Origin of the sequence: Deinococcus sp. (genome assembly GCF_018260405.1) — a bacterium.
Taxonomy (GTDB): Bacteria; Deinococcota; Deinococci; order Deinococcales; family Deinococcaceae; genus Deinococcus.
In genome coordinates this window covers 1-15639 of record NZ_JAGLBG010000061.1, presented here as the reverse complement: position 1 = coordinate 15639, position 15639 = coordinate 1, and the positions used below count along the sequence as shown (strand labels likewise).

At 60.4% G+C, this 15639-nt stretch carries 10 protein-coding genes; 7 read left to right on the top strand and 3 right to left on the bottom strand.

From position 1 onward, the window contains the following. Positions 1 to 242: 242 nt before the first annotated feature. A complete protein-coding gene (locus QZ269_RS08800; RefSeq protein ID WP_291426340.1) occupies positions 243 to 1682 on the top strand; it encodes a sensor histidine kinase KdpD in 1440 nt (479 codons plus the stop codon). Between the two features lie 188 nt (positions 1683 to 1870). After that, a complete protein-coding gene (gene dprA / locus QZ269_RS08795; protein ID WP_291426339.1) occupies positions 1871 to 2953 on the top strand; it encodes a DNA-processing protein DprA in 1083 nt (360 codons plus the stop codon). Between the two features lie 6 nt (positions 2954 to 2959). Here dprA and QZ269_RS08790 read toward each other — a convergent pair whose 3' ends face one another. Further along, the gene (locus QZ269_RS08790; protein ID WP_291426338.1) at positions 2960 to 3247 is read right to left on the bottom strand and encodes a hypothetical protein; all 288 of its coding nucleotides are present in this window, start codon (positions 3245 to 3247) and stop codon (positions 2960 to 2962) included. A 305-nt stretch (positions 3248 to 3552) separates the two neighbouring features. Between QZ269_RS08790 and dnaA the strand changes: the two genes are divergently transcribed. The 4 genes from dnaA (at position 3553) to pyk (ending at position 9537) form a co-directional block, all read left to right on the top strand. Then, positions 3553 to 4947, top strand: coding sequence for a chromosomal replication initiator protein DnaA (gene dnaA / locus QZ269_RS08785; protein WP_291426341.1), 1395 nt, complete (start codon positions 3553 to 3555; stop codon positions 4945 to 4947). A 432-nt stretch (positions 4948 to 5379) separates the two neighbouring features. Further along, positions 5380 to 6462, top strand: a complete 1083-nt coding sequence (gene dnaN / locus QZ269_RS08780; RefSeq protein WP_291426337.1) for a DNA polymerase III subunit beta — start codon at positions 5380 to 5382, stop codon at positions 6460 to 6462. Positions 6463 to 6710: 248 nt separating this feature from the next. Next, positions 6711 to 7982 carry a phosphopyruvate hydratase gene (gene eno, locus QZ269_RS08775; protein WP_291426336.1) on the top strand — a complete coding sequence of 424 codons (1272 nt, stop codon included), beginning with the start codon at positions 6711 to 6713 and terminating at the stop codon, positions 7980 to 7982. A 106-nt stretch (positions 7983 to 8088) separates the two neighbouring features. Further along, the gene (pyk, locus tag QZ269_RS08770) at positions 8089 to 9537 is read left to right on the top strand and encodes a pyruvate kinase (protein WP_291426335.1); all 1449 of its coding nucleotides are present in this window, start codon (positions 8089 to 8091) and stop codon (positions 9535 to 9537) included. Positions 9538 to 9866: 329 nt separating this feature from the next. Here the strand turns inward: pyk and tyrS are convergent, their stop codons facing one another. Continuing rightward, the gene (gene tyrS / locus QZ269_RS08765) at positions 9867 to 11105 is read right to left on the bottom strand and encodes a tyrosine--tRNA ligase (protein WP_291426334.1); all 1239 of its coding nucleotides are present in this window, start codon (positions 11103 to 11105) and stop codon (positions 9867 to 9869) included. 363 nt (positions 11106 to 11468) lie between these two features. On the opposite strand from tyrS, the gene QZ269_RS08760 reads away from it, so the two are divergent. Beyond that, positions 11469 to 12569 carry a potassium channel family protein gene (locus QZ269_RS08760; RefSeq protein WP_291426333.1) on the top strand — a complete coding sequence of 367 codons (1101 nt, stop codon included), beginning with the start codon at positions 11469 to 11471 and terminating at the stop codon, positions 12567 to 12569. Positions 12570 to 12980: 411 nt separating this feature from the next. Here the strand turns inward: QZ269_RS08760 and QZ269_RS08755 are convergent. Continuing rightward, positions 12981 to 15639 (bottom strand): S-layer protein (locus tag QZ269_RS08755; RefSeq protein ID WP_291426332.1); only part of this gene is annotated, 2659 nt, incomplete at its 5' end.

Sequence of the window (15639 nt, the reverse complement as noted above, 5' to 3'; positions counted from 1 at the left end):
TGCTCCAGCGATTGTGCGCCTGATGAAGAGGGCAGCATGGATACTCCGACGATATGGGCCTCAGACAGCCTCTTAGACCTCTTGCAAAAGTCGCCCAGTGATTCTGATTAGGTTTGCTCCTACTGGCCCGGCTCGGTGCAAGCGGAGATTGGGGGCGGCCCGACCCCCACTTTCGCAAGAGGTCTATTGAGCCGGACTTGAGAATGCAGCGCTTAGCTGCCGGGCAGCCTTAGACTCAGGCTATGAGTCCGTCAGGAAAGCGTACCCGCAGCCCGGACGCGCCCAGCACCCGGACTTCCTTGCCCCTGTCGCCGGGCGCGGGCCTCTATTCGGCGCGGGTGGCCTGGCGGCACAGCCTGCGCTTCCGGCTGGCGCTGATGTATAGCCTGACTGCCCTAGCACTGATGACCATCACTACACTGGGCATGACCATTTATCTGCTGGGTCAGATGGATCGCCAGTTCGACCGCCGCCTGACAGACCGCGCCGACGCTGTGGCCGAGGCCTATACCAACTTGAGCAGCAACCTGGGCAAAAAGCTACCGCCAATCAGCGGATATACGGCGCTGATCGGGCAAGACGGTAAGCTCATCAGCATCAGTCACGCGCTGCAAAGCAACGGGCCAGGGCCGCACCTTAAATCCGGCGACCCTTTTCCTTACCTGAACCAGACTCATTTCAGTATCCAGGCCGCCCCAATGCGCTCGACCATCCGCTCTGCCGGAGACTTCGGCACCGTCTGGGTGGCGCTGCCCGAAGACGATCTGGTCACGGCCCGCTACAGCGCCGCCCGGACCCTGGCCCTGGCCCTGACCCTCACACCGCTCCTGATGCTGCTGCTGGGTTGGCTGGTGGGCAAACGGGCACTGGCGGGACTGGGGCAGGCCGCTGACCTGGCCGACCGAATCGACCCAACCCGCAGTCTGGCGACTCTGCCGCGGCCCGAACGCGAGGATGAAGTTCACCGCCTGCTGGCCGCCATCAATCGCCTGCTGGTGAGAATCGAGGCCGGGCAACAACGCGAAAAGCAGCTGCTGGGCCAGATCGTGCACGAGTTGGGTGCGCCGCTGACTGTGCTCAAAGCGTCGCTGGCCCGCGCAGGCGAACGCACCGGCGACCCGGAAGTGCTACGCGCCTCTCTGGTGGCCGACGAACTGAATTTCACTACCCAGGACCTCATGCAGCTGGCGCGGGGCGAACTGGAAATGAGGCTGGTCTGGCACTACATTCCGGCCACGACCCTACAGGGACGGCTGGACCGGTTGGTGCCCGGCACCGATTTTACCGGCCACTGGAGCAGCGGCGTCTTGTGCGACCCGGACCGCCTGACGCAGGCCCTGCGAAATCTGCTGGCCAACGCGCGGCGGGCGGCTGGCCCCAGCGGACACGTCAGCATCAAGCTGACTGAGACTCCCGAGTGGCTGACCTTCGAGGTCAGGGACGACGGCCCCGGCCTGCCCCCCGAGTTGGGAGAACAGATTTTTGACCCTTTCGTGAGCGGCGCGGGCAGCAGCGGCCTGGGCCTAAGCGTGTCGCGCCAGATTGCGCTGATGCACGGCGGCAACCTGAGCGGCGGAAACCACCCGGCGGGCGGGGCACAGTTCTTGCTAACCATCCCCGGTGCAGCGCTGGGCGACGACGACCCCCAGGAGCGAGCCGCACCAGACAACGCGGCCCCCTGAACAATGGTTTCGGACGGTTGTCAGTAGCTCCTGGCTCCGCTCGGGGCGATGACGCCATCATCACCCGCCAGCTACTTATACGGATTCCGGGCGTGAAGCTGACAACCCGGCGTCCTGGCGGCTGGTCAACGAAACAGACGGAAGTCCGTATAAGATTCCGGTGATGTGCGGCCTTTTAAGCTGAGGAAGTGACTTCTCCGGCCCAGCCAACGACGACTGAACTTCTGGCATTGCTGACCCTGCGCCTGACCCCCCAGCTGGGGCCACGGCGAATCGAAAGCCTGCGCCGACATTTCGGGAGCGCCGCTGCGGCACTGGCCGCCAACCTGGGCCAGTTGCGCGAAGTGCCGGGCCTGGACAGCAAAAGTGTGGCGGCCATCGGTACCCCCAGGGCCGCCGAACAGGCTCAGGCCGAGCTAGAAAAGTGTCGGCACCGGGGCGTCACCCTGTTGGGGCGCGGCCTGCCCGGTTATCCGGCGGCGCTCGAAAGTCTGGGCGACCCGCCCCCGGTCTTGTGGGTGCTGGGCGAGTGGCCCGAACTGGCGGTCGTGCCGCGCAGCATCGGCATGGTGGGCACCAGGGCAGCCAGCCCGCATGCCCTGAGCCTCTCGCGCACCATCGCGGCGGATCTGGCGCGGGCCGGGGTTATGGTTGTCAGTGGACTGGCGCGGGGCATCGACACCGCCGCCCACACCGCCGCCGTAGACGCGGGGGGCCTGAGCATCGGCATTCTGGGCAGCGCGGTAGATCAGATCTATCCTAGCGAAAATGCGCCGCTGGCCCGCCGCCTCACGCTGGTCAGCGAATACCCGCTTGGCACCGGCCCCGCGCAGCACCATTTTCCGACCCGTAACCGCCTGATCGCGGCCCTTAGCGCGGGGGTCGTTATTGCCGAAGGCGAGAGAAAGTCGGGCAGCATGATTACCGCCACTCACGCCCTGGACTGTGGCCGCACGGTATTCGCTGTTCCGGGCCGGGCCGGAGACCCCCGCGCCGCCGGGCCGCATAAACTGCTGCGCGAGGGCGCGGTGCTGACCGAAAGTGCCCAGGACATCCTTGACGAGTTGCACTGGGGCACCGCCCCGGCCCAGCCACTTCCCGAGCTCCCCCCCGAACAGGAGAAGGTGCTCCGGGCGCTAGCGTTCCCCACCACTTTGGATGATCTGCAAGCTGCCACAGCCCTGGCCTTGCCGGAACTTCAAACGGCCCTGGTCATGCTGCAACTTATGGGCCTGGCTGAAGAAGTGGGCGGACGCTGGGCAAGGCGCTGACCACGCTCAGGCGTGCGGCGGCCCGAACTCTTTTTCCACAGTGATCTGCGGCGGCCCGGTCAGGGTAACGCCTTCGCGCTGTGGGTCAGCCAGTATGCCCAGCACTCCGCTTACGCCCACCCGGAGCGCCCCAGCCTCCCCAGTAAGGGTGTCTTGCCGGGGATCAAGCGACAGAGACCAGCCCCCACCTTCCCAGCTAGACGCCACCGTCAGCACCTCGCCGCGTTGCAGGGCAGCCAGTTCCAGATCATCGATACGGACACGCAGACCGCGTGAGGTCAACCGGACTTTCATGCCCCTATTGTGCGCCCAGGCAAAGGCGCGGCCAAGACCGCTTGGGGCAGAGCGTCCACGCAGTCCAGGTTTCCCTGTGTACTGAGTGCGGCCTGAGGGCAGTGCTATCCTGACCCGTCTACTTATACGAACTGCCGATTGAACCGGGCCGTTTTAGATTCAATCTGGGCAGAGGCGAGTAGGAAAAGATACGGGTTTCGCGGTATGGACTCGCAGAGCTGCCTGGCACAGGCGTATGTGGTTTTTTTCCAGGTGTGCCAGAGTTCAGCGCAGTGCGTATCAGCAGGACAAAGGAGGTGCCGGTTATCTCGCAGGAAATCTGGGCGGACGTGCTGGCTTACGTCCGCAAAAATGTTTCGGAAGTCGAATACAAGACTTGGCTCGAACCGGTCAAGAATCTTGGCGTGCATGACGGCTCACTGGTGCTCGGTGTACGCAATTCCTTTGCCCAGGAGTGGTTTCGCAAGCATTACCTTGAACTCCTTGAAGACGCGCTGCGTTCGCTGGGGGCTGAGCAGCCGCAGATTACTTTTCAGGTGCTGCCTGCTGCGCAAGACGCCCTTTTGCTGGCGACCGACCCGCCTCCCCCTCCCACTCCTAGACCGCGTGCCCCGGGACTGACCCAGGGTGCGGGGCCGATTTCAAACGATGAACTGCGCAAGATCTTGAATCCCAAGTACACCTTCGAAAACTTTGTGGTCGGCCCGAACAACAATCTGGCCCACGCGGCGGCCTTAGCAGTGGCCGAGTCGCCGGGCAAGGCGTACAACCCGCTCTTTTTATACGGCGATGTGGGCCTGGGCAAGACCCACCTGATGCACGCGGTAGGCCACTACATTTCCGAACGCTTTCCCGAAAAGCGCATCGAGTACGTGTCTACTGAAACGTTTACCAACGAACTCATCACTTCTATCCGCGAGGACAAGACCACCCAGTTTCGTAACCGCTACCGCAGCGTAGACCTCTTGCTGGTCGATGATATTCAGTTTGTGGCAGGCAAGGAACGCACCCAGGAGGAGTTCTTTCATACCTTTAATGCACTGTACGAAAACCATAAGCAGATCATCCTGAGTTCCGACCGACCGCCCCGCGAAATTCAGACCCTAGAAGGCAGGCTCCGCAGCCGCTTCGAATGGGGCCTCATCACCGATATCCAGTCGCCGGAATACGAAACGCGGGTGGCCATTCTGAAGATGAATGCCGAACACAACCGCATTAATATCCCGCAGGAAGTGCTGGAACTGATCGCCCGGCAGGTGACCAGCAACATCCGTGAGCTGGAAGGCGCACTGATGCGGGTGGTGGCCTTTGCCAGCTTGAACAATGTGCCGTTTAACCGTGCCACAGCCGCCAAAGCCCTGAGCAACGTGTTTACACCCCAGGAAATCAAGATCGAAATGATGGACGTGTTGCGGCAGGTGGCGGCCCATTACAACATGCCCCCGGAAGTTATTCGCGGCAGCGGGCGCGTGCGTGAGGTAGTGCTGCCGCGCCAGGTGGCCCAGTACCTGATCCGCGACCTGACAAGCCACTCGCTCCCGGAAATCGGGCAGTTTTTCGGACGTGACCATTCCACGGTTATGCACGGCATCAGTAAGGTCACGGAACAGGTCGGCAAAGACCCAGAGATTACCCAGGCGGTCAGCATCATCAAACGCAAGATGGAAGGGCTGGACGATGAAGAAAACCAACACAACTAGACTCACAATTATAAGCCAAAAACAGAAACGTTCCAAAAGTGCGTTCCAAAAACAGCCAATTGTAACCTGACTCCTGTGGATAAAATTGTGGATAACTCCGAAAACCTGTGGATAAGTGTCCTTTTTCTGTGGATAAAATTGTGGATAACTAGGCCACTTATCCACAGGTTGCAGACCCTGTGGATAAGTGGCCTAGTTATCCACAGGATATCCACAGGTTTTGAGGGTTATCCACAGGCCCCCTGTGGATAAATTTTCAGCGCCTAGTGGGTGTGCAAGCCACTTATCCACAGTATCCACAGGTCCTACTACTACTACTACTATTTTTATAGGTTAAATAGATACAGTTAACAGATAGGGTTTCAGGCGATCGTCAACCCCAGTTCTCCAAAACATCCTAAAAAGAAAAAAGAGAAGCGAGGCGAAAACAGCATGAGAGCAAATGTGACCAAAAAAACCCTGAGTGAAGGACTCGGTCTGCTGGAACGAGTGATTCCCAGCCGAAGCAGCAATCCGCTCCTGACGGCACTGAAAGTCGAATCTTCCGAAGCCGGACTAACCCTAAGCGGCACGAACCTCGAAATCGACCTGTCGTGTTTTGTGCCTGCCGAGGTTCAGGAGCCGCAAAACTTCGTGGTTCCTGCTCACCTGTTTGCTCAGATCGTTCGTAACCTGGGTGGCGAACTGGTCGAATTAGAAATCACGGGCAAAGAGCTATCGGTGCGCTCTGGCGGGTCAGATTTCAAACTGCAAACTGGTGATCTCGAAGCTTATCCGCCCCTGAGTTTCCCGGTCGCCGCCGACGTCAGCCTGAATGCCGAGGAGCTGTCCCGTTCTTTTTCCAGTGTGCGTTACGCCGCCAGCAACGAGGCTTTTCAGGCGGTCTTCCGGGGGATTAAGCTCGAGCACCACGGTCAACAGGCCCGCGTGGTGGCCTCGGACGGCTACCGGGTTGCCATTCGTGATTTCCCGGCCAATGGCGACGGCAAAAACCTGATTATTCCGGCCCGGAGCGTAGATGAACTGATCCGGGTCCTGCGTGACGGCGAGGCCCGGTTTACCTACGGCGAGGGCATGCTGACGGTTACGACAGACCGTGTCCGCATGAACCTTAAACTGCTGGACGGCGATTTCCCCGATTACGAGCGGGTGATTCCCAAAGACATCAAGTTGCAGGTGACACTGCCTGCCACGGCACTCAAGGAAGCCGTGAACCGCGTCGCCGTACTGGCCGACAAAAACGCCAACAACCGGGTCGAGTTTCTGGTCTCGGAAGGCAAGTTGCGGCTGGCGGCCGAGGGGGATTATGGCCGCGCCCAGGACACGCTGGACGTGGTGCAGGGTGGCAGCGAGCCCGCAATGAGCCTGGCTTTCAACGCCCGGCATGTCATGGACGCCCTAGGGCCAATTGAGGGAGAAGCCGAGCTGCTGTTCAGTGGCTCTACCAGCCCCGCTATCTTCCGCGCCAGCGGTGGAGGTGGCTATATGGCGGTGATGGTCACGCTACGTGTTTAAGGGGCCTTTTTGGGGCAGTACAGGCCACTACTGGGTTTGACCGTCCCAAGGTTTTGTCCCGAAGCTCATTTTTTATCTGCTCAAAACAAAATTATCCACAGGTGTTTTGCCTGTGGATAAAATCTGTGGATAACTCTGATTTTGAACTCAGGCCACTCCGCACCGTTTCCTGACACTCGGCGGGTATAGTGTCTCTGATACACCTTCGCTCGCGGTTGAGTGAGGGGCCGATTACTGGGAGGAACGCCATGAACATCGAAAAAGTGATTGCCCGTGAAGTGCTGGACTCGCGTGGAAACCCTACCGTAGAAGCCGAAGTACACCTCGACAGTGGCTACATGGGCCGCGCCATCGTGCCCAGCGGGGCCAGCACTGGCGCGCACGAGACGCTGGAACTGCGCGATGGCGATAAGGGCCGTTACGGCGGCAAGGGCGTGCAGAAGGCCGTGGGCAACGTGAACGAGGCTCTGGGGCCAGCCGTGGTCGGCATGGACGCCAGCGATCAGGCGGCGCTCGACAAGGCCCTGATGGACGTGGACGGCACTTCCAACAAGGGCAAGATGGGCGGCAACGCGATTCTGGCCGTAAGCCTGGCTGCTGCCCGCGCTGCCGCCGAGGAGCTGAACATTCCGCTGTACCGCTACCTCGGCGGCAGCAACGCCAAGACCCTGCCCGTGCCCATGATGAACGTCATCAACGGTGGGGCGCACGCCGACAATAGCGTGGACTTTCAGGAATTCATGGTCATGCCGGTGGGCGCACCGACCTTCCGCGAGGCGCTGCGCTACGGTGCCGAGACTTTCCACACCCTCAAGAAAGTGCTGAGTGACCGTGGCCTGAACACCAACGTGGGCGACGAGGGCGGCTTTGCTCCCGACCTTAAATCCAACGAGGAAGCCCTCGAAGTGCTGATGGAAGCCATCCAGAAGGCGGGCTACGAGCCGGGCAAAGACATCTGCATCGCGCTGGATCCCGCCGTTACCGAGCTGTATAAGGACGGCAAGTACCACCTCGAATCTGAGGGCAAAGTGCTGTCTACCGCCGAGATGATTGACTTTTGGGCCGACTGGAGCAGCCGTTACCCCATCGTGAGCATCGAGGACGGACTGGCCGAGGACGACTGGGACGGCTGGGCGCAGCTGACAGCTAAACTGGGCGACAGGGTTCAACTGGTGGGCGACGACCTGTTCGTGACCAACCCCGAGCGTCTTCAGCGCGGCATCGATACCAAAGTGGGCAATGCGATTCTGGTGAAGGTAAACCAGATTGGCAGCCTGACCGAGAGCATGGACGCCATCGAACTTGCCAAGCGCCATCATTACGGCACTATCATCAGCCACCGCTCCGGCGAATCCGAGGACGCTTTTATCGCCGACCTCGCCGTAGCGACCAATGCTGGGCAGATTAAGACCGGCAGCGCCAGCCGCTCGGACCGCATTGCCAAGTACAACCAATTGCTGCGGATCGAAGACCAACTCGGTGACCGCGCCGTGTATCCGGGCCGTAAGGCGCTGCGCTGAGGTAGTGGACACCGGCCATGAGTCAGGGGTCAAACCCTCATGGCTCACGGCCCCTGTTTTGTCGTTGCCCTGGAAGTGATTCCAAAAGCAAGAAAAGAGGATATCCATGAAACATTTTGACCGTGCCACTAAAATCGTTGCCACCATCGGCCCTGCCAGCCGTGACCCGCAGACCCTTAGCCGCCTGATCGACGCTGGCATGAACGTGGTGCGTATGAATTTCAGCCACGGCAGTCAGGATGATCACCGCCAGACTTTTCAGCTGGTACGTGAGCTGGCCTCGCAAAAAGGGGTGACCATTGGTGTCCTGCAAGATTTGCAGGGGCCGAAAATTCGCGTGGGGCGCTTTGGCGAGGGCGCAGTGAGCCTCAGCCCCGGCGATCATTTCATCATCACGATGGATGATATCGAGGGGGACGCTCAGCGCGTCGGTACGACCTACAAGGGCCTGATCGGAGACGTTCACCCCGGTATGGTGCTGCTGCTCGACGACGGCAATATGTCGCTGCGGGTCGAGGGGGTAAGAGGCAACGATGTGTTGACCCGGGTAGTGATCGGCGGCGTGCTGAAAAACAATAAGGGGATCAATGTGCCCGAGGCTGACCTCTCGGTGCCTGCACTCTCGGATAAGGACGTGTCGGACATGGAATTCGGCGCGTCCCTGGGCGTGGACTGGGTGGCCCTGAGCTTCGTACGCAGCCGGGATGACCTGTTGCTGGCGCGGCACTATCTGGCCCGCTTCGGCAGCCGCGCCAAATTGATGGCAAAAATTGAAAAGCCGCAGGCCGTGGACCGGTTCGAGGACATCCTTAAGGAAGTCGACGGCATTATGGTGGCGCGCGGCGACCTGGGCGTGGAGATGCGCCCTGAGCAGGTGCCGACTATTCAGAAGAAGATCATCAGCATGTGCCGTCAGGCAGGGAAGCCTGTGATTACGGCGACCCAGATGCTCGAAAGCATGATCAGCCTGCCGCGCCCCACCCGCGCCGAGGCCAGTGACGTGGCGAACGCCATTTACGATGGCACCGACGCGGTGATGCTCTCGGCGGAATCGGCCTCGGGCCTGTACCCTGTCGAGTCGGTCGAGATGATGGACCGGATTGCCCGTGAAGTGGAGGCCAGTGAGTCTTACCGCCGGATGCAGCAGCAGATCGAGGTCGACACCGAGCAGGCCCAGGACTCGATCGCGTTTGCGGCGTGCAGCATCGGTGAAAAGCTGGACGCCCCGGCCATCGTGACTTTTACCAGCACTGGCGGCGCGGCGACCCGCATTACCAAGTACCGCCCACACATGGCGATTCTGGCGCTGACCCCCAACGAGGTGACCCGCAACCAGCTGGCCCTGAGCTGGGGCGTGGTGCCTATGCTCAGCGAAGACCCCCACGACACCGACGACATGGTACGCATCGCCAACGATGACCTGATTCGCAGTGGTCTGGCCGACCTGGGTGACCGCTACGTGATCACGGCGGGCGTGCCGTTCGGGGTGCGCGGCACCACTAACATGCTGCGCGTGGAACGCCTGCGTGACGGCGATATGAGTGACCGTCTGTAACGCTACTTTTGCTCCTTGACCCGCCCCTTCGGTTCGCCGCTGGGCGGGTTTTCGGTAGGGAGTTCAGTGGAAGCTGTATCAGCTCAAGGTCAATCCACAGGCCGCCTGTGGCTGCAATGTAATGTCCTGGTCAGGTCTTTTATCCACAGGCACAGCGTTTTTAGGGACTCGGCCTGTGGATAAGTTTTGCCACTTTTGGGTCTTTTGGCTACCCAGACGGTGTTGCGCCGACGGTCGACAGTGGTGCATGGCCTGTGTATAACTTTGGTCTTTCGCAGCAGTTGGTACTCAAGACAGCACTCAGACCTCTTGCACAAGATTGAACGCGGTCAAGGTTCGAGCAGCAGCCTGACAAACTTGTCTTTGCCCTTCTGAATAACCGGATTGGCCGCCAGTTGCTCACGCGTCATGATGCCCTGCGGATCGCTGAAGGTTTCGCCGTTAAGCTTGAGGCCCCTATTCTGGATCAACTTGCGGGCGGCGCCGTTGCTGGGTTCCAAGCCTGCCATCACCACCAGTTTCGCCATGCTGATTCGTTCGCTGTCGAGGCTGTTATCGAGTTCGGACGCCGGAACTAGAACGCTGGGCACGTTCTCGGGAACGCCGCCCTTGGCGACGCTGCGAAAGCGTTCCTCGGCGGCGTCGAGGTCTGCGCCGGGGTGAAACGAGGCCACGATCTCGCGGGCCAGCTCACGGTGGGCCGCCACCGGATGTCCGGCGAGCAATTCGCCGATTCGCTGGCTGGGCAGATCGGTCAGCAGTGTCAAGTAGTTGCCCAGCAGGGGATCAGGCACTTTCATCAGCCCGGCGAACATCAGGTGCGGCTCTTCGGTCAGGCCAATGTAGTTGTCCAGGCTCTTGGACATCTTTTCGGTGCCGTCGAGGCCTACCAGCAGTGGCAGGGTCATAACCACCTGGGCTTCCTGATCGTAGTCGCGTTGCAGGGCGCGGCCCACCAGATTGTTAAACAGCTGGTCGGTGCCGCCCAGTTCCACGTCGGCGTTCAGCGCTACCGAGTCGTAGCCCTGGGTCAGCGGATACAGCAGTTCATGCATAGAAACGGGGGTTCCGGCGTTCAGGCGCTTGGTAAAGTCGTCGCGCTCCAGGATGCGGGCCACGGTGTACTTGGCCGCCAGGCTGATGATGTCCTTGTAGCCCAGTTTTTCCAGCCACTCGGAGTTGTACCGGATTTCCAGCACCTCGGGTTCGCTGCGCAGGATGGTTCTGCACTGTTGCAGGTAGCTTTCGGCGTTGGCGCGGGCTTCTTCCAGCGACAGGGGCGGGCGCGTCTTGCTTTTGCCGGTCGGGTCGCCGATCGTGGCGGTAAAGTCGCCGATCAGCATGATGACCTTGTGACCTAGGTCCTGAAATTGCCGCATCTTACGCAGAATAACGGCGTGTCCCAGGTGCAGGTCGGGCCGGGTGGGGTCAGCTCCCAGTTTCACGCGGAGCGGCTGGCCCTTCGCGATCTTGCGCCTCAGGTCTTCTTCAGACACCAGATCAACTACGCCGCGCCTGAGCAGTTGAATCTGTTCGTCTACCGGGACATTTCTACGAATTTCGCTCATGATTACTCCAAAAAGGGGGCGGCACACTCGCTATGAATGTGCCGCCGGGGGGTGGAATTCAGGCTGTAGCGACCTTACTCATCTTAGCGGCTAGCTGAGTAGCCAAGTCGGGTCGAGCGCCTCATGCGGGTCAGTTTAGCAGCTTGGCTGCCTGTTGCCAGAGCGGAAGCTGGGCAACGGATCAGGCCGTGTAGGAGACCCCGGCCTCTGCACTCACCAGCGCTGACTGGACTGCCAGGGACCTGTGGCCTAAGAGCCAAGTCTAGCCGTATACCCCGCCTGCACTTCAAATCACCGTGGTCTGGGATATGGTGACTCATAGCGCGTTCCGGGGCCAGAGGCGGGGGCTGCATGAGGTGAAATGTGCACACAATCGACCTGCTGTTTAGCGCCCTGGGAACCCTGCTTCTGGCTATTCTGGTCTGGGACGTTCACGCAACGGTCTTTGTGCCGTACGGCCCGGCTGGCCCACTGGCCCGGCGTTTTCACCGCTCCTGCTGGCGGGTCTGGCATCGCCTGGTCGGGCACCGCACCCCACAGGCGCGGCGGCGTCTCGCGCAACTGGGGCCAACGCTGATTCCCATGACCATTATTCTGTGGGGCGGTTTGCTGCTGGTCGGTTATATGCTGCTGCTGTTGCCGCATGCAGGTGCCTTAGAGGTAGGCCTCGGGGATAAGGCGGCGTTTCCGCCCTGGTTCAATGCTTTTTACGTCACGGCCTATAGCATCTCGACTCTGGGTATCGGGGACGTCGTTCCGAATGGAGGGCTGGCGCGGGTGATTATGGTAGCTGCCGCTGGCAGCGGGTTTGTTCTCATCACTATTGCCATCACCTATATACCGTCAGTCTATAGCGCCCTTGAGCGGATGACGGCCCTGGCATTCGAGATACACCGCTTTATCGGACGGTCAGACGGTCAGACGCCTGTTGATGTCGTGGTCCTCGCTGTTTCAACCGATAGCCTTTCCGAGTTGAGCAGCTGGCTGGCCAGCACGACCACGGCGCTCAGTCAGGTGGTGCAGGCCGATGACGAGTTCCCACTGCTGCATTTTTTCCATATGCCCTACGAGCGTGCCTTGCCGCTGGCCCTCGCCGATCTGCTGGAAGTGGTGACCCTGTGCCGCACCCTGCTGTCGCCCGAAGTGTATCCGGCACTGACCGGGGGACTGGTCACGGCAGGCACCGAGCGCGTGGTACAGAGCTACTTTCTGGGTCTGGTACAGAAGTTTCACCATAGCCCTGCGGATTACGGTGACAAGGGAATCGCCGAGCGTTTAGCCGCCTTCGTAAGGGCCTGGAACCAACTAGAGGCAGCTGGCTTACCACTGCGCCCCAGGGACGAAGCCTACGCGCTTTATACCGGACGACGGAGCCAATGGGATCAGGCCAGTATGCAGCTGCGGGAGCACTTCGGTTATCCAGTCTTTGAACATGAGCGGTATGTCATAGTCAACGAGTCATAGGTTGATGCGCAGACCTGCTGATTGAAAGGCGTCTGTCATGGTCTTATCCGGCATCACGTAAGGCTCCTGATTCGGATGCCCTGATGAAGTCATACGGACTCCGGTTGAACAATTTGCAAAGCCCTTCAACCCGAGCAGACTCGTAAGAGCTGCGCCGCCCAGCAGGCAGCAGAGAGACAGGTTGCGGGCGTAGAGCGGGCAACCCGGTGCCCATGCGGGTGGTCAACGAAACAGACGGCAGTTCGTATCCTTGGGATTAGGCTGGTAGCCAGGCGTGGTCAATGGCCCTGCTCTGCCCAGGAGGGGAGCCGCCTAGCTGCTGAAGAACGTCAAAAGCACAACCCCCGGAGGGCTGCGCGGGGCAGTGTCCGGGGGCTGTGCTAGGAAAGTCGGCGGTGTAGAGGGGCTGGTTTAGAAGACGATCTTGGTCGAGACCTTAAAGGCCTGGGCAGTGGACTTGGCACCGGTGTTGTTGTTGGTGTAGTTAAAGACACCGTACGCGGCACGCAGGCCCCAACCTTCCCACTGACCGTATACGCCGTCAAGCTGCTCGTTGACTTTGCCGGGGCCGGTGGCCCAGAAAGCGCCACCGTTGTAGGGCGTGTGGAAGATGCGGTCGGTGGTGGCGTCGTAGGGGCTGTAGTACTTGGCCGTGTCCATGCTGTTGGCGTTGCTGACCATAGGATCGGTCATGTAGCCGTCGTCACGTAGGTTCTGGCCCTTGTAGTACGAGTAGCCGATGCTGAGCTTGTTGCTGGGGAACAGGAACTCGTTGAGGGTCACGCCCACGTTGGCGAGCAGTTCCGAGGAGTTCTTGCCCGTTGCCGTGGTCGGCGTATAATCGCTGAAGTTGGTGCTGCGGTACGAAACGCCACCGAACAGGCTGGGCTTGGTCACGATATCCATCGCATCGGTCGAAGCCTGGAGGCCCGCCTTAAAGGTGGTGTAGTTGTACGACTCATGAGCTAAGCCGCCAGTCGTAGCATTGCCTTGGTACAGACCCTGACTGCCGTCCTGATAGGTGTAAGCGGTGCCTGCACGGTTGATGGCGATGCCTTCGTTGGGGTTGTTGAAGTAGTGGAAACGGGCAAAAGGCGTCAGCTTCAGGACACCGAACTGGGCGTCATACTTGGCGTAGGCCTGGAAGTCGTTGTACTTGTAGGCTTTGACCGCGTTATTGTCGTCGTAAATCATCGCGTAGGTCGCGTCAATTTCTAGACCCTTGACGAGCGCGTCAGTGGCCTTGGGATCGTGACGCAGATTGACGCCGAAGTTGCTGCCGTTGCTGTACTTGAAGGGCTTATAGCTGTTGAAGGTGTCGTATCCGTTCGGGGGAGTGTTGTTGCCGAGCAGTTCGGTCACGCGCTGGTCGCCGATCTGGGCATCGTTGAAGAACACTCCGGCGCTCAGGCCACGGGCCAGGGTGCCGCCAACGTTGACGCCGTAGGCGGTCTGACGTTCGTCGGCGACATAGCTGCTCTTTGTGGCAGGAACAGGAGTAATAGCCTTGAAGCTGTTGACGTAAGCGCCGAGCTTGACCGGCCCGAAGCCGTAGCTGGCATCTGCGCCGTAGCCATTTTCGTTCGGGCCAAAGGGCGGATTGCTTGGGGAGTTGCCCATACCATTGTAGAAGCCAGCGTTGTTGCTGGACATGCCCGCATAGCCAGCTTCAAAGGCCGGGTCGATGTAGCGGTAGTTGGCATTGACCTTCAGGCCCATGTAGTCCACGCCGAATTGCACGTAACCAGCCTTATCTGCATTGTCGAGGTTGCTGTTAGGCACGATTTGGGTCTGGTAGCTGGCCACGTAAGCGCCCTTCAGGGTAGCGGGGCCGAACTTGAGGTCGGCGTCGATGCTCGCGGCGTCGCGGCGCGGCAGCGGGCTGGCGACGTTGCCCTGCGCGTAGCTGACACCCACGGTGCCCAGGTTGTACGGGTTGACCGAGGCGCGCACGCCGAAGTACCCGCCGAGCATAGGGGTCAGGGGACCAGTGCCACCCGGCAGGTAGGTGTTCGTCACACCAGACTTGCTGAAGGTTTTGGGGTAAGCACCGCCCGACACAACCGTAACCTTAGGCCCCAGGGGGCTGATGCTGCTGGCGTCCACGGTCGCCACTACGCCACGGCGGTAGACCGCATTATCCACGTCGTTGTCGTTGGCGAAGAGGTAGTCGTTGAACTTGAAATTGCTGTTCGAGTCGTTGCCGTTATCGAAACGCATCGAGAACTTGACGCCCCCTTCGAGGCTGCCATTGACCGCGGCTTGCGACAGGGCAACGTAGGTTTCGGTAGCAGGAGTGGCGTCAGCGACCGTCTTACCGTTATGCACGGTGAAGCCAGCGCTGGCGGAGTTGATGGTGATGGCTCCGTTGGCCACCTTGGCGCCGGTGACGCCGACCGTTACGGTCGAACCGAAGCCGTTGTACGTGTTGCTGGTATCCACGCAGCGCACGCCGCCATTACCACGCTTGGCAACGGTTGTTCCAAAGCCAGTTGGAATCAGCTTGGGGCAGTAGTCGTTGTTACTGAAGTAGCCACTAATGAACGTGTTGTTCGTCAGACGGTCAACATCAAAGTTGCCTGCTTTGCTGTCGCCATTGAGGGTGAGGCTGCCGTACTTGGGTTCGAGGCTGCCAGTGACGCTAAACTTAGGAGCCTTTTCCAGCGTCGTGACACGCGTATCGATCCCGCTGACCTTGCCAGCCAGGTTGTCGAAGTCGCTGCGCTGCACGAAGTTGGTCTGCGCCACTTCCACGGCGCCCACACGGTCTTGCAGGTCCAGGATGTCCTGGTTCAGCAGCACGGTCAGGTCATTCAGCGCCGCGATGCTGCTGGCGTTGTCGTCCACCTCGGCACGCAGGGTGTCGTAGTCCCCGGCGCGGGCGGTCAGATCATCGATCTGACCTTGCAGTTTGGTAAGCGTCTCGGCGTCGCCACCAGCGGTCGAGAGCTGCTCGACGCGGGCTTCGAGGCGGGAGAAGTCGTCTTTGCTGACGGCGTTCTCTTCGAGATCGCTTACGCGCACTCCCAGGGCGGCGAGGACGGCAGCGAGCTCCTGCACGGCGTTGAGC